The sequence below is a fragment of the Bradyrhizobium sp. KZN70725 genome (genome assembly GCF_055264925.1).
This window is the reverse complement of record NZ_JBUYWT010000092.1, coordinates 1-17,875: the sequence shown is the minus strand read 5'-3', so window position 1 is coordinate 17,875 and position 17,875 is coordinate 1. Positions and strand designations below refer to the sequence as shown.

At 60.3% G+C, this 17,875-nt stretch carries 20 protein-coding genes and 1 pseudogene; 15 read left to right on the top strand and 6 right to left on the bottom strand.

All coding sequences use genetic code 11. The features are described from left to right. Positions 1-70: 70 nt before the first annotated feature. The 3 genes from ACZBJS_RS39830 to ACZBJS_RS39820 form a co-directional block, all read right to left on the bottom strand. On the bottom strand, positions 71-718 hold the full coding sequence (locus ACZBJS_RS39830) for a PepSY domain-containing protein (RefSeq protein WP_463440102.1): 648 nt from the start codon (positions 716-718) through the stop codon (positions 71-73). A 690-nt stretch (positions 719-1,408) separates the two neighbouring features. Further along, complete coding sequence (locus tag ACZBJS_RS39825) at positions 1,409-3,031, bottom strand: recombinase family protein (protein WP_316397171.1); 1,623 nt, start codon at positions 3,029-3,031, stop codon at positions 1,409-1,411. Between the two features lie 620 nt (positions 3,032-3,651). After that, entirely contained in the window at positions 3,652-4,527 is an 876-nt protein-coding gene (locus tag ACZBJS_RS39820; protein WP_316397172.1) for a LysR family transcriptional regulator, read from the bottom strand. 101 nt (positions 4,528-4,628) lie between these two features. Here ACZBJS_RS39820 and ACZBJS_RS39815 point away from each other — a divergent pair, with 101 nt between their 5' ends. From ACZBJS_RS39815 to ACZBJS_RS39800, 4 genes are all read left to right on the top strand, one after another. Next, the gene (locus ACZBJS_RS39815) at positions 4,629-5,750 is read left to right on the top strand and encodes an alkene reductase (protein WP_316397173.1); all 1,122 of its coding nucleotides are present in this window, start codon (positions 4,629-4,631) and stop codon (positions 5,748-5,750) included. Between the two features lie 82 nt (positions 5,751-5,832). Beyond that, positions 5,833-6,825, top strand: coding sequence for a polysaccharide deacetylase family protein (locus ACZBJS_RS39810; RefSeq protein WP_316397174.1), 993 nt, complete (start codon positions 5,833-5,835; stop codon positions 6,823-6,825). 430 nt (positions 6,826-7,255) lie between these two features. Further along, on the top strand, positions 7,256-7,903 hold the full coding sequence (locus ACZBJS_RS39805) for an SDR family oxidoreductase (protein ID WP_316397191.1): 648 nt from the start codon (positions 7,256-7,258) through the stop codon (positions 7,901-7,903). A gap of 18 nt (positions 7,904-7,921) precedes the next feature. Next, complete coding sequence (locus ACZBJS_RS39800) at positions 7,922-8,863, top strand: alpha/beta fold hydrolase (protein ID WP_316397175.1); 942 nt, start codon at positions 7,922-7,924, stop codon at positions 8,861-8,863. Here ACZBJS_RS39800 and ACZBJS_RS39795 read toward each other — a convergent pair whose 3' ends face one another. Next, on the bottom strand, positions 8,864-9,757 hold the full coding sequence (locus tag ACZBJS_RS39795; RefSeq protein WP_316397176.1) for a LysR family transcriptional regulator: 894 nt from the start codon (positions 9,755-9,757) through the stop codon (positions 8,864-8,866). It lies immediately after the preceding gene. Positions 9,758-9,830: 73 nt separating this feature from the next. Between ACZBJS_RS39795 and ACZBJS_RS39790 the strand changes: the two genes are divergently transcribed. Further along, positions 9,831-10,607: an MBL fold metallo-hydrolase gene (locus ACZBJS_RS39790; protein ID WP_316397177.1), complete on the top strand. Its 777-nt coding sequence runs from the start codon at positions 9,831-9,833 to the stop codon at positions 10,605-10,607. Between the two features lie 368 nt (positions 10,608-10,975). Here ACZBJS_RS39790 and ACZBJS_RS39785 read toward each other — a convergent pair whose 3' ends face one another. After that, positions 10,976-11,425 carry a recombinase family protein gene (locus tag ACZBJS_RS39785; protein ID WP_316397178.1) on the bottom strand — a complete coding sequence of 150 codons (450 nt, stop codon included), beginning with the start codon at positions 11,423-11,425 and terminating at the stop codon, positions 10,976-10,978. Positions 11,426-11,648: 223 nt separating this feature from the next. On the opposite strand from ACZBJS_RS39785, the gene ACZBJS_RS39780 reads away from it, so the two are divergent. The 7 genes from ACZBJS_RS39780 (at position 11,649) to ACZBJS_RS39750 (ending at position 13,730) form a co-directional block, all read left to right on the top strand. Next, a complete protein-coding gene (locus ACZBJS_RS39780) occupies positions 11,649-11,852 on the top strand; it encodes a YqaE/Pmp3 family membrane protein (RefSeq protein WP_316397179.1) in 204 nt (67 codons plus the stop codon). Then, a complete protein-coding gene (locus tag ACZBJS_RS39775) occupies positions 11,849-12,358 on the top strand; it encodes a hypothetical protein (protein WP_316397180.1) in 510 nt (169 codons plus the stop codon). Before ACZBJS_RS39780 ends, ACZBJS_RS39775 begins: the two co-directional genes overlap by 4 nt. Continuing rightward, positions 12,340-12,579 (top strand): hypothetical protein, encoded by a 240-nt coding sequence (locus ACZBJS_RS39770; protein ID WP_316397181.1) that lies wholly within the window; start codon positions 12,340-12,342, stop codon positions 12,577-12,579. The genes ACZBJS_RS39775 and ACZBJS_RS39770 overlap by 19 nt, the downstream gene beginning before the upstream one ends. Before the next feature lie 229 nt (positions 12,580-12,808). Then, on the top strand, positions 12,809-12,916 hold the full coding sequence (locus tag ACZBJS_RS39765) for an ATP dependent DNA ligase (RefSeq protein WP_410469756.1): 108 nt from the start codon (positions 12,809-12,811) through the stop codon (positions 12,914-12,916). 90 nt (positions 12,917-13,006) lie between these two features. Beyond that, positions 13,007-13,213 (top strand): hypothetical protein, encoded by a 207-nt coding sequence (locus tag ACZBJS_RS39760; protein WP_316397182.1) that lies wholly within the window; start codon positions 13,007-13,009, stop codon positions 13,211-13,213. A gap of 101 nt (positions 13,214-13,314) precedes the next feature. Beyond that, complete coding sequence (locus ACZBJS_RS39755) at positions 13,315-13,527, top strand: hypothetical protein (RefSeq protein WP_316397183.1); 213 nt, start codon at positions 13,315-13,317, stop codon at positions 13,525-13,527. A gap of 8 nt (positions 13,528-13,535) precedes the next feature. Continuing rightward, positions 13,536-13,730: a hypothetical protein gene (locus ACZBJS_RS39750; RefSeq protein ID WP_316397184.1), complete on the top strand. Its 195-nt coding sequence runs from the start codon at positions 13,536-13,538 to the stop codon at positions 13,728-13,730. Positions 13,731-13,887: 157 nt separating this feature from the next. On the opposite strand, the gene ACZBJS_RS39740 is transcribed toward ACZBJS_RS39750, so the two are convergent. After that, positions 13,888-14,259 carry a response regulator gene (locus ACZBJS_RS39740; RefSeq protein WP_316397185.1) on the bottom strand — a complete coding sequence of 124 codons (372 nt, stop codon included), beginning with the start codon at positions 14,257-14,259 and terminating at the stop codon, positions 13,888-13,890. Between the two features lie 481 nt (positions 14,260-14,740). On the opposite strand from ACZBJS_RS39740, the gene ACZBJS_RS39735 reads away from it, so the two are divergent. The 3 genes and pseudogenes from ACZBJS_RS39735 to ACZBJS_RS39725 all read left to right on the top strand — a co-directional run bounded on the left by ACZBJS_RS39735 (position 14,741) and on the right by ACZBJS_RS39725 (position 17,552). Continuing rightward, entirely contained in the window at positions 14,741-14,935 is a 195-nt protein-coding gene (locus ACZBJS_RS39735; RefSeq protein WP_316397186.1) for a hypothetical protein, read from the top strand. Then, positions 14,935-16,689, top strand: a pseudogene (locus ACZBJS_RS39730) (RCC1 domain-containing protein); the annotation flags it as partial. The gene ACZBJS_RS39735 and the pseudogene ACZBJS_RS39730, both read left to right, overlap by 1 nt. After that, positions 16,584-17,552, top strand: a complete 969-nt coding sequence (locus ACZBJS_RS39725) for an RCC1 domain-containing protein (RefSeq protein WP_463440101.1) — start codon at positions 16,584-16,586, stop codon at positions 17,550-17,552. The pseudogene ACZBJS_RS39730 and the gene ACZBJS_RS39725, both read left to right, overlap by 106 nt. Positions 17,553-17,875 lie beyond the last annotated feature (323 nt).

The window sequence follows — 17,875 nt, the reverse complement described above, 5'->3', positions numbered from 1 at the left end:
CTGGTTCCTCTCCCTCGGCGATCCATCTCGGCCTCCTCGACCACGTTGAATCTCCCTTAATATGCGATTCTCAACCCTCCAGATCGCGGCTTTCTGACTCAGTAAGACTAACTGGCGGTTCCAAAAATACCTGCTTGAGATCGTTTCCCGACACGACAACTACGATGAAGTTTAGCTTGCTTTTCTCTTCGACGAGCCCGGCGCTGATGGCTTTGCCTGTGATATTGCGCTCCGCGACGCGCACAGCATCTAGCACATCTTGCTTTACGAACGTGAGGGACGCCAATATCCGTCGATCCCGTTCGTCCAGATCCTTGACGGCGGTTGGAATTGCGGCGCCGACGGGCTTTCCGGAAGAGGCGTCGATGACATCTTCCCATACCCAGGCGCCGCTGAAGGACTTGACGCGAAACACCGGAGAAGGAGGAGAGCCATCAAAACTTGCGTCTACTACAGTTGCATTGCGGTGTAGCTTTTGAGCGCTCGCCAATGCGTCAACCAGCAGGATGGCCACTTTCTTGAAAACATTCAGCTCTCGCTGGATAGAAATATCATCTATGCCGTCCTTGGCGCGATCTGTCGTATTCGCAGCCGCGGCGGTTAAATCGGTCCGAGCGAACGCTGGCCCGGTGGTCAGCAATAGCGCGGAAAGCCACAGTGCATTTATTGACCAAGCTGTCCACTTCAGGAGCTGATTTCCGTCGTGCTTCGTTGCCACACCGCGACCCACTATTCGTGCTCTCTTTGAATACCGGGTCTCTTGATAGGAGACTGGGGCTCGCAAGGGTCGTGACATCACGTAATCAAGACATGCTAACGGCGCCCCCGGGCGCCGGGGCTTCTGTGAGGTAGCTTAAGTTAAGCAGTGAACGGTTAGAGCTCGCGGCCGTCATGCGGCGCCAGGCGCGCAGCGGATATGCTCAAAGTTCAGTTCTGGCCGTTTTCATCGGACGAGAGGCGGAGTCGCCGTTTTGGTATTCGGACGACTTGGATGCCGTTCATTTTAGCCACAGTCGAGCGCGCGACCGGGGGGACCACCGACAAGGGCCAAAAGGTCTTGGAATTGATCGAGGCGCGCCCGAGTGCTGACCAAGCGGCGGAGTCGGCGAGGGTCACGAGCCCGTCGAGCCGGAATCGCTGTTGCCGCAGCTAGCTCACCGGGCCAAGAGGCGGCCGAGATCAGCGCCGCGAAGCTCGAGAAAGAGCACGGTCGACAACCTCATTGGGTGTGCTGCGGCCACGTCGCCATCTCCGTCAAGCGAGAGTTCTTCCCGAGAGATTGCTTACTCGCGCCAACGAAGCGGAATTTCAGATTCCCTTGGAGCGGACATATCGCTTTATAAAATCGAGAAAATCTGGCGCACCCGACACGATTCGAACGTGTGACCTTTGCCTTCGGACGGCAGCGCTAGGCGACGGCCTCAAATAGCAATTTGAGATGGTTGCAGGTCCCCGCAACCAGCACACCCCCAGACTCCTGGGGGCCAGCCGCCCTCTCAGAAATCCTGAGCAGGGCGGCGAGTTGGCGGTAAATCTCGATCTCCACCGGCTTGTAGCGCTCACGCGGGTGGATGACGATTTTCTCGACGATCTCCCGGATTGCCTCATGGGCCGCCAAGCGGCTGTCTTCGTCTGCCGAGGCGAGGGTCTGCTTCAGGTCGCGCACCTTGTCGCGGTAGGCGTTGGCCGCGTTCGGGTGGAACTCGACCGTTGGCGGGACGATGTTGGCGATCTCGGCTTCGAGCTGGTCGCGCTCCGCTTCCAAGGCCGTTAGCCGGTCACGCAGCGCGCGGCTGGGGGCTTCGGCAAGGATGGCGTCCACGGCCTTGGTGATGGCGCCGTTGACGTTGCCCAACCGCTTTTCGAGGTCGCGGCGGCGATGCGCGGAGGTGCCGTGGAGTTCACGAGTGATCCGGTGATACTCCCGGACATACTCGGCGATCACCTCAGGCGCGGCCAACTTCTCCTCGATCCCTTCGAGCACGATAGCCTCGACGGTGGCGCGCGGCACCATGCGCTTGTTGTCGCAAAGGCCCGTCTCCTTCATCCGCGAGCACAGCAGCAGCGAACCGCGTTTGTCGTGGCCGCCGACGATGTAGCCCGAGCCGCACCGCCCGCACTTGACCAGCCCCGACAGCAGGTTCTTAGGGCGGGTCGCAAGCCGCTTGGTCTGCGGACCACCGCGCTTAGTTCTCCGGGCCTGGACGCGGGCCCAGATATCGTCATCGACAATGCGCAGGTGTTCGGCTTGCGCCGTCATCCATTCCTCGCGCGGATTTTCGCGGCTGATGCGTTTGCCGGTCTCCGGGTCTTTGATAAAGCTCTGTCGGTTCCAAACGATGCGGCCCACATACAGCTCGTTCTGCAGGATGCCGTTCATGCGCTTGCGGCTGCCGCCGATGGTGGAGGCGTTCCAGGCACCGCCACGCGGGCCGGGCAGCGTCTTCTTGTTCAGCGCCGCGGCGATGTCGCGCGGTGACCTCGCATCGAGATAGTCGGCGAAGATGGTGCGGACGACGGCGGCCTCCGCCACGTCGATTTCAAGCTCGCCGGCTTTGCCGGGTATCGGCCGGTAGCCGTAACTGCGCCCGCCGTTGTGGCGGCCGTCACGGTTGACGCCGGCCTGGCCGCGCCGGGTCTTCTGCGCCAGGTCTTTAAGATAGAGCGAGCCCAGCAGTCCCTTCACGCCGATATGGATATCACCGGCGATGCCATCCTGTGCGGTACGGATCTCGATGCCTGCGAACCGCAGCCGCTTGTGGATACCTGCCAAGTCTTCCTGGTCGCGCGAAATGCGGTCGAGCGCTTCGGCGACGACCACATCGAACTTCGCCCCCTTGGCATCACGCATGAGGCGCTGCCACCCCATCCGGTTCAGGGTGCTGGCGCCGGAGATGGCGCGGTCATCATACACGCCGACGATCATCAACCCTTCACGCTCGCAGATATCGCGGCACAGCGCGACCTGATCCTCGATCGACCTGTCGGTTTGTTTGTCCGAGCTAAACCTTGCGTAGATCGCGGCCTTCATCGGTGCTGGCTCACGTCTGGTGTGCCGTTCTGCCGCTCATAATCCGCAATTGCCGCAGCACGAGCAAGCGCACGAACGAATCGCAGCATTGCATCGGGGAGGGCCTTCCGGACTTGCTGGATGAGGCCCACGCGCGTTCGTCCGCCGACCAACCATGACCGCGACAGCTCCGCCAGGCCGCACAGCGTTGTGGCCGCGCGGCGTGATTTACCGATGGCGTCCGAAGGACGCACGAGATGCGTGTTGGCGTTTTGCTGATGAGTAGGTCGGTGTTTTGTTGTGCGCCAGGCTGTCAGATGCGTCGTTAAAAGCGTTTTTGATAGTTACGAGGGGGAGCGGCGGTGTCGATATGAAATCGACTTTAATCGATGCTAGGCTTTCCAACCCTCATGCCTAAGCTAGGACGCTTCTTTCTTCCCTTCAAGAGGAAAAGGAAAAATCATCAGTCACCAACCTTTCGCCAGCGCCTGCCAGCCTCGGTGTTGGAAATCCCTCGCGAGCTTCCATGAGTGTCATTCGGCGCACTATTTGTTACCTTATCTGCGTCGAAGGTTGCCCCCGGAATCGACCGTTCGCGGTTGGCACGCTGTTGGTCGAGCAGGTTGGTTGAGCCGGAAAATTTAGGATCGCAGCGCCGCCATCAGGTGATCCACAAAAACTCGTACCTTCGGGAGGACCTGGCGCGCGGTCGGAAAGACAGCCCAGATCGACAGCTCGCGAGGCACTCCATCTTCCAGATGGATCGGCACCAGCCGTCCAGCCTCAACCTCGGGTCTGATGTCCCAGTCAGACAAAACCGTCAGCCCTGTGCCCCCGACGCACGCTTCGTGTGAGCCCTCAATGCTGTTTGACGAGCATCGACCTTCGACCTTGACCATCCGCTCCTTTTCTCCCATTTGGAACGGCCAATGATTGACGCCGGACAGGGTGATGCAGTCGTGATTGGCAAGGTCGGCAACGGTGCGTGGTGTTCCGTGTCGCTCGATATAGGCCGGCGCGGCGCATAGGATGCGTTGGTTCGGAGCGAGCCGCCGAGCCACGAGCGTTGAGTCGCGAAGTTGTGCGATGCGGATGCCGACATCCATGCCTCGTCCGACCAGATCGGTGATGCCGTCCGTGATCTCGATGTCGATCGATAGGGCGGGGTTCTCCTCAAGCAGGCGCGGGACGATAGGCATGATAATCTTTCGGCCGAATGCCGCAGCCGCCGTCACCCTGAGAAGCCCGGTCGCGCCCTGATCACTTGGCGCCAGCGCGGCGCGACCTGCCTCCGCAGTTTCCACCATACTCGTCGCGTAGGACAGGAAGGCTTCGCCCTCGGCCGTCAGAGAAACCGAGCGAGTTGAGCGGTGCATCAGCCGCACGCCAAGTTCGTCCTCAAGTGCGAGCAGCCGGCGAGACGCGGCCATGGGGGTGATTTTCAGCCGCCGGGCGGCTGCCGCAAGGCTTCCCGCGGAATAAGCCTGCACGAAGATGTTCAGAGCGTCGATGTCCATAGGGCTATATAACAGGAATCGTTATACAGGCATCTCATTTATTCCGGCTTATCGCGGATATCGTTACGACGTACATCTTGGGGGCAGAAAGGAGTTGCCCCATGGATCCCTTATTCACCCCCATCAAACTCGGCGCTCTATCGCTTAAGCATCGCGTGGTTATGCCGCCGCTCACTCGGCTCCGGTCACGCCAGCCGGGCGATGTGCCCCAGGACGTCAACGCCATCTACTACGGCCAGCGCGCCACGGAAGGCGGCCTCATCATCACTGAGGCGACCGATATCTCGCCCGCAGCCACTGGCTATGCCGGCGCCCCCGGCATCCATTCGGAGGCGCAGGTCGATGGCTGGAAGAAGGTGACCGCCGCCGTGCATGCGAGAGGCGGGGTTATCGTCAACCAGCTCTGGTACACCGGCCGTTTCTCGCACTCGTCGCTCCAGCCCGATGGCATGGCGCCGCTGGCGCCGTCCGCGATCGCGATCAACGGCAACACTAAGACCCGAACCGGCGAGGTTGTTCCCTTCGAGACGCCGCGCGAGCTCACCGAGCAGCAGATCAGCGCCATAATCGAGGACTTCGCTCGCGCCGCCGCCAACTCGAAGAAGGCGGGCTTTGACGGCGTCGAGATCCACGGCGCGAACGGATATCTGGTCGACCAGTTCCTGCGCGATGGCAGCAACAAGCGCACCGACCGGTACGGCGGCCCGATCGAGAACCGCGCGCGCTTCCTCCTCGAGGTGGTCGACGCAGTGCTGACCGTGTGGCCCGCCGATCGCGTCGGCGTCCGTATCTCACCTTTCGGGCGCGACGGTAATATGTTCGATAGCCAGGGCTTTGCGGTTTGGAATTTCGCTGCGAAAGCGCTCGGCGAGCGCGGCCTGGCTTACATCCATGTCGTCGAACCCCGGTCGGATAAGAGCAGCGATACCAGCGCGCTTGATCCGAATGCGCCCGACGCCGCGGCCGAGCTGAAGGAAATCTTCGGCGGCCCGCTGATCTCTGCCGGCGGCTATGTCGGCGATACGGCGCGCGCGACCGTGTTGAGCGGCAAGGCCGACGCGGTCGCTTTCGGCCGGCTGTTCATCGCCAACCCCGACCTTGTGAAGCGGCTTCGGCTCAATGCGCCGATGAACGCCTATCACCGTCCCACTTTCTACGGCGGTGCCGAGGCTGGCTACACCGACTACCCGACGCTCGAAGACGTCCAGCGTCAGGTCGCTTGAACCCATCAATCACAACGCACCGGTAAGGCGAGCGTCGTCCTGAGAGGATTCGCTCGCGACCGGGCTCACCAGGAGAAGAACTATGACCCGTCGTGAATTGCTTACGAGTGCTGGCGCCGTTGCCGCGGCAGCAGCGATCCCGGCTGTGGCGCAAGCGCAGTCTGGGGTGACCGAAGGCGCCGCTGGCGCCGGGGCCTTCTGGCCGAACGGTGCGCGGCTCGCGATCAGCATGTCGCTGATGTACGAAGGTGGTGGCCAGCCGATCTCCGGCGCGCCGGGCGTCATTCCCGAGCCCATCCGGAACGGCCTGCCGGACATGCCGACCAACGGTGTCTTCCAGTACGGCATCTATGAGGGCACGCCGCGCTTGCTCGACTTGTTCGACAAGCACGGCGCCAAGGTCACCGCGTTCATGATCGGCCAGGCGGTCGACAAGGATCCGGCGCTGGCGAAGGAAGTCGTCCGCCGTGGCCACGAGGCGGCCGCTCACGGCCGCACCTGGTCCGCGAGCTACGACATGAGCCCGGCCGACGAGCGGCAGTTCATCATCGACAACATGAAGAGCATCGAGCGCGCAACCGGGCAAACGCCGAAGGGGTGGAGCGCTTACTGGGTGCGCAACAGCCCACACACGCTCGACATCCTCAAGAACCTTGGCTTCACCTACTACTTGGACGAAGCGAGCATGGACCAGCCGTTCATCCTTCCGGTAAAGGGCGGCGACTTCGTCACCGTGCCGTACACCTTCCACATGAACGACATCGTCTCGTTCCCGTTCGAGGGCTACAACCCGGCCGCCTACGAGCAGGCGCTGAAGGACGAATTCGACCAGCTCTACGAGGAAGGCGCGACCAAGCGTCGAATGATGGTGATGGCGCTCCATGACCGCATCTCTGGTCACGCCAATCGCGTGCGCGTCCTCGATCGCTTTTTCACTTACGTGAAGAGCAAGCCAGGCGTCTGGTTCGCTCGCAAGGATGAGATCGCTGACTGGGCGATGAAGACCCGCAACATCACGCCGTATCTCGACCGCGGCCCGGTCCAGAAAACCGGTCTGTCAGGACCGTCTGCCTGATTGTCGACCTGCTCGGCCGGCACTTCCCGGCCGAGCTTCGCAATTACATTGAAGGACCTGACAAATGCACAAGTTCCGTACACTTTCCATTTTGCTGCTGGCTGGAGCCATGTTGGCGGGCGCGAACGTCAGGCCCTGATCTGGCGATGGCGACGTGCTTCCGCACTCCGTTCGTGTGAGCGATGGCAGGACCTGGCGCTACCTTGATGTCGATTGATCCTTCACCCGCCCTGTGCATTTTTGCGCAGCCGTTGCTGAGTTACTCCGAATTTCCGGGAGTCGGTTTGCGGTCTATCTCGAGAGGAAAGATCGAAAGGAAATGGACATGAGCGGGAATATCACAGGCAAGATCATCCTCATCCTTGGTGGAGCCGGCGGCATCGGTTCAGCGGCAGCGCGCGACCTCGCGAGCTAGCGCGCCAGGGTCGCGATCGCGGACATCGATGAGGAACGGATGGTTGCCGTTGTCGACGACATTGTTCGGTCGAACGGGTCTGCGCAGTGCTATCACGTCGACGTGACCAACAAGGATCTCGTGCGCGACGTGGTGGACCGGGTCGTCGCGGATTTCGGCAAGATCGACGTGCTGATCAACGCAGCTGGGATCATGCTGATCAGGCCGTTGACCGAGATCAACACCCGCGAGTGGGAAACCACCATCGACCTAAATCTGAAGGGTACGCTCGGGGGCGTTGCGGCGGTGCTTCCGGTGTTCCTGAAGCAGAAGAGCGGCCACATCATCAATCTCGGCTCGGTCCATGGCCTGAAGGTTTTCTCGCCCGGCGGCGCCGTGCATTCGGCGTCGAAATACGCGATCCGCGCCTTCTCAGAAGGCCTACGCGCCGAACTCGCGGAGACTTCGATCCGAGTCACGACGGTTACGCCAGGCGCGGTCGACACAGGTATCCAGAACAAGACGACCGGTGCCGACAGTGAGCGGATGCTCGAAATCTACAAAAAAGCCATCCCGGCGAGCGCAGTGTCGCGCGCGATTGCCTTCGCGATCGAGCAGCCGGCGGCGGTCGATATCAATGAGATCGTGTGCGACCCACGGCTCAGGTCATTTGAGATCGCCTAGGTCGGAAGGAGACAGTATATGAAGAAGATCGTTGCACTCGCGATGGCCGCAATGCTTGTATTTGGCAAAGCGGCACAGGCCCAGGTCATGCCTTCAACTTCAGCTACCACCACCTATCATCATGCTCTGGTTGACGGAATCCGCGTCTTCTACCGCGAGGCCGGCCCGAAGGGCGCGCCAACGATCGTCTTGCTGCATGGCTTTCCGTCGTCGTCGCGGATGTTCGACACGCTCATTCCGTTACTCGCGTCCCACTACCATTTGATCGCGCCGGACTATCCCGGATTTGGTCAGAGCGAATCGCCGTCACCCGCGAAGTATCGCTACACCTTCGATCATCTTGCCGAGACGACGAACCGGCTGCTCGAGCAGCTCAACATCGGTCGCTACGTCCTTTACATGCAGGACTACGGCGGTCCGGTTGGCTTCCGCATCTTGGTGCAGCATCCTGACCGGGTGAGCGCGATCGTCGTTCAGAACGCCAATGCCTATAAGGAGGGGCTCGGCCCGAAGTGGGCCGGGATAGCGCAGTATTGGGCTGATCCGAAGGCGCATACGGAAATCTTCCAGGCCTTCTCGTCGCTCGAAGGCGCCAAGCAGCGGCACATCGCCGGCAGCCCGCATCCGGAGCGCTACAATCCTGACACCTGGACCGACGAATACGCCATTCTATCCCGGCCGGACGAGCAGGAGACTCAGGCCGATCTCCTCTACGACTATCAGACGAATGTAGCGTCCTACCCCGAATGGCAGGCTTGGCTCCGCGCGCACAAGCCGCCGACGATGGTGCTATGGGGCAAGTACGATGTCTCGTTCATCGTCCCGGGTGCCGAGGCTTACAGACGCGATGTGCCGGAGGCCGAGGTGCATATCTTGGACGCTGGTCACTTCGCCCTTGATGAAAAGGTCGACGAGATCGCCGACCTGATGCTTCGCTTTCTGTCAAAGCAGAAGCTCTGATCAGTTCGGGCGCTCGAAGAGGTCGCGCTCGCGTTCGAAAATCTTCTGGAGATGATCCGTTACCATGCGCGTCGGGAGGTCTTTTTTGTCCTGCCGACGCGTCACCATCCAGATCCCGCGCGCCGGTGGATTGTGTTTCAATACGCAGAGCTTGAGGGCGGGGTCGGCTTTGCCGACGAAGTAGGGCAGTAGCGCGAGTCCCGCGCCCTCCCGCGCCGCGACGGCCTGGGTCATGTGGCTGTATGCCCGAAACGACATCCGCCCGTTGGGGAAATGATGGGTGAGCCACGCCGCCTCCGGTAAGTGCGCGTTTGCCTCGTCGAAGCCAACGAATATCGGGTCGCTTCCTTCGGTGATTCTTTGGCAGCTTTCTTCGGTGCCGTAGAACCCAAAGCCAAGCTCCACGAGGGGCTTGGCGATGACGTCTCCGTCCTCCGGTCTCGCTAGCCTCAAGGCAATGTCCGTCTCGCGACGCTCCAAGCTGACCGATCGCATGTCGGTCGCCACGTCGATGTCGAGCCCTGGGTGCTCAATCGAGAGGTGCGCGAGTCGCCGCACGAGGAAGGCTTGAGCGAGGCTTGGTGGCGCATTTACGCGCACGAGACCCTTTGGTCGATCGTCCTCGCCGCCGCGGCTGAGGATCGCCGCCGAAGCTTCCATGTCGTTTGCCGGGCCGATCGCCCTCGTGCCGGCCGGCGTCAGCACGTAGCCGTCCGGTCGTCGCTCTATCAGCTTTTCGCCGAGCGATGCTTCCAGGGTTTGAATGCGTCGCGACACCGTCGCATGGTTGATCCCCAGAGATCGCGCCGCAGCTGACAGGCTCCCGAAGCGAGCGATAGCGAGAAAGACCCGAACGTCCTCCCAATCCAGTGTTGTGCGTTTTTGATCAGCCATTGCGCAGGATTATCGAATTTTTCGGCAGCGCGCATCTGCCTAATTGGAGGGGCAAGCTTTCAGGAGGCAGACAATGACGAATTCCGAACTCACCTTGACCCTCATCGGCGGACCGACGGTCCTCATCGAATATGATGGCATGCGGCTTCTCACCGATCCGACCTTTGATCCCCCGGGAGAATACAAGGGCGCACACAGCCCGGTTGTTCACAAAAAGACATCTGGCCCGGCGATCACAGTCGATCAAGTCGGTCCGCTGGATGCGGTGCTTCTTAGCCATGACCACCATTTCGACAATCTGGACAACGCCGGCCGCGCCTTGTTGCCCAAGGTCGGGGCGACTTACACGACGAGCTCCGGCGCCGAGCGGTTGGGCGGCAACGCCTTGGGGTTCGCACCGTTTGAAACGCGCACGCTTGAATGCAAAAACGGAAAGCGGCTGTTCGTGACGGCGACGCCAGCGCGGCACGGTCCTGTCGGTATCGATGTCGGCGATGTCGTTGGCTTCGCGCTCGGTGTCAAAGAGCCTGGCGATCTTCTCTACATCACCGGCGACACGTTGTGGTTCAGCGGGACCGAAGAGGTCTCGCGGCGGTTTTCGCCGAAGGTCATCATCCTCTTCACCGGGGCCGCCGAACCGCGCGGTCGGTTCCATATGACAATGGGCAGTGAGGATGCGCTTGAAGCAGCCGCTGCGTTTCCGAAAGCCGCGCTGCTGTCCGTGCATAATGAAGGGTGGGGTCACCTGAAAGAGGATCAAGATCAACTTGCCCATGTCTTTGCGACGTTCAATCTCCCTGACCGTTTGACACGCTTCGATAAAGGAAGGCCTGTTGCCTTTGCAGTCTAAAGTGTCATTCGGCGCGCTATTTGCCCCTACGAAAAGCTGCCAAAAGTGGCCACCGAGATTGTGCTCACCGTGCTCGCCTACATGAAGCTCCCGGTTGCCGCTGAGACGACACGAGGCCACTCCAAGAGGCCCAGCGCCGTAAAGTGCGTCGGAGCGCCCCAAGTCGCGGGATTTTCACACGACCTGGTCAGAAGCGGAAATAATCGCAATGAGCACATCTCATCTCCTTGCAACCGTCGCGAAAGAACTGTCTAAGTCTCGCTGTTGACAGGCCTCAGCCGAGAGATGGTTGAGCAACTGACATCAAAGTCCTTGGCGATGGTCTGCTGCGTTTCGCCTGCCGCTCGTCGGGCGAGCGCGGCCTGGCGTTATGCCAAAGTAAGCTTCGGCTTTCGTCCAAACCTCACGCCATTCTGGCGGGCGTGTTCTCGTCCAGCAGTGGTGCGCCTCACGATATCATCCCGCGTCTTGCGAGCGATGTAGCCAACCAACGCCGCCAGCACCTCACCAAGTTCGGTTGTGGTGTCGGCCCACGGCTCGGCGAGAGATCTGTAGCGAGCTCCGCGGGAGGTGATCTCGTCAAGGATGCTGAGCATCCTGAACGGTCCGCCACGCGTCAGTCGATCGAGCGCGGGTAGGATGACGGTATCGCCTTGGTGCAGCCGGCGCAGCAACCTTGCCAACTCGCGACGATCGTCTTTTAGACCGCTTTGCTTCTCGCAAAGAATCCTCTCGCAACCCGCAGCCTCAAGCTGCGCTATTTGAATGTCCAGCTCCTGGCCGGACGTGCTGACGCGCGCATAACCAAAAATGGTCATTGCCGCTGCCCCGTTGCAAAACTCCTAAGTTTTGCAAGGCCGTCGACGCGGGAAGAGGAGGCCGGAAGTAAGTCGTACCTTTCCCGAGTCCGCTCAATAACTTGTGCGAACGTCTCGGGGGCGACCTTATTTTCCATCCGAGGCTGATTCTGCCCTCAGACCCTTGCATTCGTAAATCACGATTTTTGCATACAAACGGAAACCTTTTTTTGAGGGATTTCCGATGATTGCCGTTGCGATCCTGTTGCCTTGGCTGGCGCTCTTCATGCGTGGCCGTGTCGTTCAAGGCATTCTCTGCCTCATCCTCCAGATCACTGTCATCGGCTGGATACCGGCCGCCATCTGGGCGCTCGTCGTCGTCAACAACGACAACCAGGAACGCCGTCACCGGGAGATGCTTGACGCGGTGCGGGGAGGTCGATCGTGAGGCTATTCCTCGTCGCCTTACTGATGGCGGTCGCCAGCACCGCATTCGCCGACAAGCTGTTGCCGCCGGTCCGCATCGAACAGGAAGCGTTCGCGTGCCTCGACATCAACGCGGTGAAGTATCACGAACAGCTCGTGCAGAACGGCCAGACCGAACAGGTCGATAAGATGCACGGGCTTTACCATCTCACGGAGGGCTGCCTCTTCCCGCACCCCGGGCAGTACATGTTTTACGAGGGCTACGATGCGACCAGCAAAGGCGCGTTCGTCTGCCTGCGACAGCGGCCTGGTTCGGATTGCTATTGGGTGAAACGCACCGCCATCGGCGAAGTGCCGACGATGTATCCCGGTCGCAAGCTGACGGACAGCAACAAGGGGCCTGCTCCGCCTGGGAGCAAATGGTCAAGCGGTCGAAGGAAGCCGATAAGGCGATTTACGCGCGGTTTAAAGACAATTAGCCGTCCGGTGACGGCAACCCGGTCAGCGAGATGGCGCAGGGCATGGTGACCGGCATGCTTGGCATGGTCACGGGCGGGCCTGACAGCCACAAGGCCCGGAGCCTGAACCTGTGCGAGTACAACCTGCTGTCGGCGCAGCAAGAGGCCCGCAGGCTCACGGCCTACGATTGGTGCCCGCAGCTCATCGCGCCCGACAAGCTCGCGGCGGAAAAGAATGGCTACCGCTCCGACGTCGCCGAAATCGCCAACTCCTGCCTGGGGAATCGCTGATGCGGAGAGAGCCACTAGCATTGGCGATACTGACGGCGTTGTCACTGGGCGCGTGCCAGGACTACGGCACGGATGAGCGTTTGCAGGCGGCCGCCGACATCGTCGGCGCCGAGTACGGGCTTAGGGCAAATCACCTGGAAGTGTCGTTCGACAAGCGCGACGCCAATACTCTGGTCGTGTCCAGCAAGCGCGGCCCCTACAAACGGTATGAGCTGCGGGAGCCGGAGCGCTGCACGCGTGGGTTGAGCCGGTTTTTACCGCGGAGATCGAATACCGCGACGTCACCTCCGAAGGCCTGCTGCGCGCCAGCTCATTCAAAGGTTTATCTCGCAAATAACCTAGGTTGTGGCCGCAACTCTCATCGTAACCTACGCTGCTTGAAAATGTGGAGAGCAACGACGCTCCCGCTTCAGACCAGGAGCGCGTCATGACCAAAAAGCGAAATCGGGCCAGGCAAACCACATCGCTACAGGACCGCTTGGCTGCGTTTGCAAAAGATATGGCTCAAATGGCCGCGACGATGCCGGCAGGCGTCGAGCGGGACAGTCTGCTGAAGCGAGCTCGCACAGCGGAGATCGCGGCGGACATTGACGATTGGGTTTCTTCGGCTGGGCTGCAGCCGCCGACGCGATAGGGCTTGGAGCTTCTCCTCCTCCAGGTTCTCGAAGGGCCTCTGTATCCGGCGGGGGCCCTTCCGCTTTAGGAACGAGGCTCTTTGCCCAGCGTTTAAGCTGCATGAGTGAGAGTGTTCCTGTCCTTGTTGAAAACGCGGTCCAGATCGCTTGGGACTTTCTTGAGCGCAGCGGCGAGATCACCGACTGCTATGAGACCAGTCAATTCCTCGTCAGGACGATCGGCAAAATGGCGCTCGCTGGAGAACGCCGTCAGCTCATGCTCGCCAACCGCGCGATTGACGCTTACCGGCAAAGCAAGCTTAAGGCTGCCTGATAAACCCGATGAACACGTTCGACCCGGAAGTACCCTGTCGCGTGCACGATGGCCTCAACGACGAGTTTATCGAATGGGAGCCGCAATGTGCGCCCCTGTACCATGACTACGGCGTCAAGCAGGAGGAGGGGGTCGTCGCTTGGGACGGGCTGTTGTTGGATGGTTGGATGCCGATTCCTCATCAGCATCCCGGCGGTCACTAGGCGGCTTGACCTCACCGATCTCGACGCGGTCGCACTCCATGCATTGGAACACGCGCTCGCCTGAGCTGAGCACGGTGACGAGCCTAAGGCTCGCTTGGCATTTTGGGCACGTCATTCTTCTAATTACCGTACTGAACCGGAATCGTTTCAGGACGGCCTAGAAAAACATCAGCCCGGCAACATCGGCGACTTTAGACGCCAGGCTTCGGACCGCCTCCAGGCAGTCGCTGGGCTTGGTGACGATGGTCAGGCGCGAGTACCGCGTCGGCAGGGTATTTCGGTCGTATCCCGTATAGATGGTGACCGGGATGTTTTGCGACAGAAGTTTGTCCAAGAGTGGATAGACCTTCGAACCGCCTAAATTGATGTCGAGCAGGGCGCCATCGATGTCATCCGGCATACCAGCGATCGCGTCGGCGACGGTGCGAAAGGGGCCCACGACGGCGAATCCTTCGCTTCGTGCGGCCTTAGCGCAATCGTCGGCAATGAAATACTCGTCTTCGACGATGAGGATCTTGCGTTTTGCCATGAGTGTCACTTCGAAGAACAAACGCACCCCGCGAGTGTAAGCTCCTGATCCGGAATCCGCCAGCGTTGAGAGTGATTTGACGTTTTGACAGATGGCCAAAGGTTCAGCCCGTCTTGCCCTCGACATTAGCGAGCAAATGGCGGCTGCAAAGGTCGGTAATCCGCCTAGGCTGTTTCATAACAACGACACGGATGGTGGCGCTTTGGGCAGCTGCGTTGTCTGTATGACCCCGCGGTCACATAGTGACGGTGGGGATTAGTAACCCCGCTACGAATGGCAGGCACCGCCAGTAAGGTGCTGTTTGTGAATGGACACAAACGCTCGGCCTATGGCCGGGTGGCGGTGTCCTGTCCAGGGCGTCAGCCTAAAGGCACTGCGCCGTTTTCGTAGACGGTTACTAACACCCGGCCACCTCTCCCTAGAGGTGGTCAACCGTGATGGAAGGACCGCCCCCGTGCGACACGTAGTTCTGGGAATCATGATGATGCTGCCGATCGCAGTGTGTACCGGAGAACCAGCGAGGCAGCGGGTCGTGATCATCTCCGATCAGCAGAAGGGTGAAGCCAGAATATTGATAGACGGCCAACCAGTGTTGCGTGTCACCAGCCAGAGCGTGATCGTCTCCGGCGACCTGGTTTTCAGCGGCACATTGCTGGATTCAGATAGCACGCGTTGATGCGCTTGCTCGGGCTGCTGCTCCTCGCTTCGCTGTGGGTGGCCCATGTGTGGGCGGCTTGCGCCAGCCCTCATGGCCAGCAGCCGGCCCTGAAATGGCAGGGCGGTGGCGAGCAGGTCTGTAACCTCAATACCTGGACGGGCCTTGTCGGAACAACCAGCAGCACGACTTGTGCGACGCCAGGAATGCGGGAAGGATTCAGCGACGGCTATGTCTACATTTGCAACGGCAGTCACTGGATCAACTATGCCACCGGCACCAGCAAGGGCGCTTGCGCTATTCCCCATCGTGTCGACTTCGCCAACGGTCACTATCGCACCTGCAACGGCAGCCAGCTTGTTCCCTGGTGCATGTCCACCGAGGGCACACTGGTCGCCAATGGCGCGGCGTTCGGTTTTGGGCCGAACGACAAGGGGCAGCTGGGCAATGGGGGGACGGCTCCATGGGCCGATGCCACCCAGGTGGTGTCCACTACCGCCATCTCGTTCACGCAAGTGACGGAGGGAACGCAGCACACCTGCGGCGTCGATGTGGACGGCAAGGCCTATTGCTGGCGTTTGAGTTCAAGCGGCCAGCTTGGATATGGCGGGACCACGCAGCAGAACTATCCGGTACGCGTGGTGTCATCCACCGCCATTTCCTTCACTCACGTTGCGGGCGGGAATGTCTTCACCTGCGGTCTCGATAAAAACTCAAAGGCCTATTGCTGGGGCTCTAGTTCAAACGGCCAGCTGGGCTATGGCGGAGCCAGCCAGCAGAATAAGCCGGTGCAGGTGGTCTCCACCACAGCCATCTCATTTGCGCAGGTTGCGGCGGGGGCCAACTCCGCGGTTGCTGTCGATATCAACGGCAACGCCTATTACTGGGGTATCAATGACTCCGGTCAGGCGGGTATCGGCGTCAGCAACAGCCAGCAGCTATATCCGGTCAAGGTGATCTCCAGCACCGCCATCTCGTTCACGCAGATTTCTACGGGTACAGCGAGCACGTGCGCGATCGATACGAACAATCAGGCCTATTGCTGGAGCTACGGTGCCGATGGTGAGCTTGGTTATGGCGGCCTCGCGCAGCAGATCTACCCGGTGAAGGTGGTCTCGACCACGGCCATCTCGTTCACGCAGGTTACATCCGGACAAAGTTTCAACTGCGGCATTGACGCTAGTGGCCGCGCCTATTGCTGGGGGTATGGGGCCAGTTATCAAATGGGTAACGGAGACAACAGCAACCAGAAATGGCCGGTGCAGGTAATCTCAGCCACCACGATTTCATACACACAGATCGCGGCCGGCAGCGTGACGGCCTGCGCGATCGATGCGAGCGGAAAGACCTATTGCTGGGGCGAGGCGTACAACGGCGAGTTGGGCGTGGCTTATCAGACCGGCACCGCGACGCCGGCCCTGGTCATTTCCACCAGTACAATTCCTTATGCCCAACTCTCTGTTGGCGGGTTCGGCGGATGCTCCGTGGATACCAACGGCGCGGCCTATTGTTGGGGCTATAACCAGTATGGTCAGATCGGTAACGGCACCAGCGCCCCCAGCGATGAAGATTTTCCGGTGCGGGTGGTCTCGACCACCGCCATTTCGTTTACCCAGGTGGCAACGGGCGGCGATACGGCCTGCGGCGTCGATATCAATAACAAGGCCTATTGCTGGGGTTACGGCAATGGCGGCCGGCTCGGTTACGGCGTCAGCGGCGTCAATCAGAGCTATCCGGTCCAGGTCATCTCTTCTACTGCCATCTCGTTCACCCAAGTTGTCCAGGGAAGAGGGGGGCAGCCTGTGCTCTTGACGTCTATGGCAGCGCTTATTGCTGGGGTCTCGGCGCCAATGGCCAGCTCGGCATTAGCAATACTGCAAACCAGTACTCTCCGGTCCTTTTGACCTCTCCCACTGGCGTGTCACTAACGCAACTCGGCGTGGGGAATAATCACGTCTGCGCCATCGACGCGAATGACAGGGCCTATTGTTGGGGTGCAGGCAGTAGCGGTCAGCTTGGCAATGGCGGCATCACCCAGCAGAACGTGCCGGTTCTGGTGGTGTCGTCTACATCTATTTCATTCACGCAGATTACTGGTGGCAACACCCACACCTGCGCGCTGGATGTAAACGGCAGGGCGTACTGCTGGGGCACGGGCAGCAGCGGCCAGATTGGTAATGGCGACACCATTCAGCAAAACTATCCAGTGCGGTTGACCTCTCCCACCGGCGTATCACTTACCTCGATTGCCGCTGGCAATGTCCATTCCTGCGCGGTTGATACCAATGGCAAAGCCTATTGCTGGGGCAATGGCAGCTACGGCAATCTCGGCGTCGGCTATACCACACCGGCGCAAAACTGGCCGCTGCTGGTGAATGCTCCGGGTGTCTCATTTACCTCAATCGCGGCCGCAGAAGCTGGTGGTAATTTTACCTGTGCCGTTGATACCGTCCACCGCACCTGGTGCTGGGGCAACGTGGGTGGCAACAGCAGCAATCCTCTAGGCAACGGCAATCCGCTGGTTCAGCCTTATCCGGTTTTAATAAACACAGTGACGCCGACGATCTCGATTCAGAAGGCTGGAAATGGCAACAGCAGCGTTGGTCTGTTCGCCGCCGTCAGCGGCAGCGGCTGCTGAGTCCAGCCGCCCTTGCTCTGGTAAGCCGTGGTCTTACGGAGGCTCAATTGTGAACTGGTTCACAAGTGTCGGGTCCGATCGCTGCTAGAGCTTCGCGCGCTGGGGGATTTCAGGGGCCCAGTAATAGGGCGCCGCCGGGACACGATATTTCGAGCCCGACGGCGTAACTTTTTTAGGCGAGGGAAAGCCCCCGCCGGAGCGATGCCCGGGCTCTAGGTGGTGTGGACTCTAAGGATTCCCTTTTGAGAGCAAATCAGATTCAAGGCTTCTTTTTGGGAGGCGGCCTTGGGTGTGATGGAGCGTTTGGTGTTGAGCGACGCGGC

Bases quoted from the DNA above. Each gene is read 5' to 3' on its own strand.
- ACZBJS_RS39825 (WP_316397171.1), bottom strand. From the start codon at position 3,031: ATGAAGGCCGCGATCTACGCAAGGTTTAGCTCGGACAAACAAACCGAC.
- ACZBJS_RS39820 (WP_316397172.1), bottom strand. From the start codon at position 4,527: ATGGACATCGACGCTCTGAACATCTTCGTGCAGGCTTATTCCGCGGGA.
- ACZBJS_RS39815 (WP_316397173.1), top strand. From the start codon at position 4,629: ATGGATCCCTTATTCACCCCCATCAAACTCGGCGCTCTATCGCTTAAG.
- ACZBJS_RS39810 (WP_316397174.1), top strand. From the start codon at position 5,833: ATGACCCGTCGTGAATTGCTTACGAGTGCTGGCGCCGTTGCCGCGGCA.
- ACZBJS_RS39800 (WP_316397175.1), top strand. From the start codon at position 7,922: ATGAAGAAGATCGTTGCACTCGCGATGGCCGCAATGCTTGTATTTGGC.
- ACZBJS_RS39795 (WP_316397176.1), bottom strand. From the start codon at position 9,757: ATGGCTGATCAAAAACGCACAACACTGGATTGGGAGGACGTTCGGGTC.
- ACZBJS_RS39790 (WP_316397177.1), top strand. From the start codon at position 9,831: ATGACGAATTCCGAACTCACCTTGACCCTCATCGGCGGACCGACGGTC.
- ACZBJS_RS39785 (WP_316397178.1), bottom strand. From the start codon at position 11,425: ATGACCATTTTTGGTTATGCGCGCGTCAGCACGTCCGGCCAGGAGCTG.
- ACZBJS_RS39780 (WP_316397179.1), top strand. From the start codon at position 11,649: ATGATTGCCGTTGCGATCCTGTTGCCTTGGCTGGCGCTCTTCATGCGT.
- ACZBJS_RS39770 (WP_316397181.1), top strand. From the start codon at position 12,340: ATGGCGCAGGGCATGGTGACCGGCATGCTTGGCATGGTCACGGGCGGG.
- ACZBJS_RS39760 (WP_316397182.1), top strand. From the start codon at position 13,007: ATGACCAAAAAGCGAAATCGGGCCAGGCAAACCACATCGCTACAGGAC.
- ACZBJS_RS39755 (WP_316397183.1), top strand. From the start codon at position 13,315: ATGAGTGAGAGTGTTCCTGTCCTTGTTGAAAACGCGGTCCAGATCGCT.
- ACZBJS_RS39750 (WP_316397184.1), top strand. From the start codon at position 13,536: ATGAACACGTTCGACCCGGAAGTACCCTGTCGCGTGCACGATGGCCTC.
- ACZBJS_RS39740 (WP_316397185.1), bottom strand. From the start codon at position 14,259: ATGGCAAAACGCAAGATCCTCATCGTCGAAGACGAGTATTTCATTGCC.
- ACZBJS_RS39735 (WP_316397186.1), top strand. From the start codon at position 14,741: ATGATGCTGCCGATCGCAGTGTGTACCGGAGAACCAGCGAGGCAGCGG.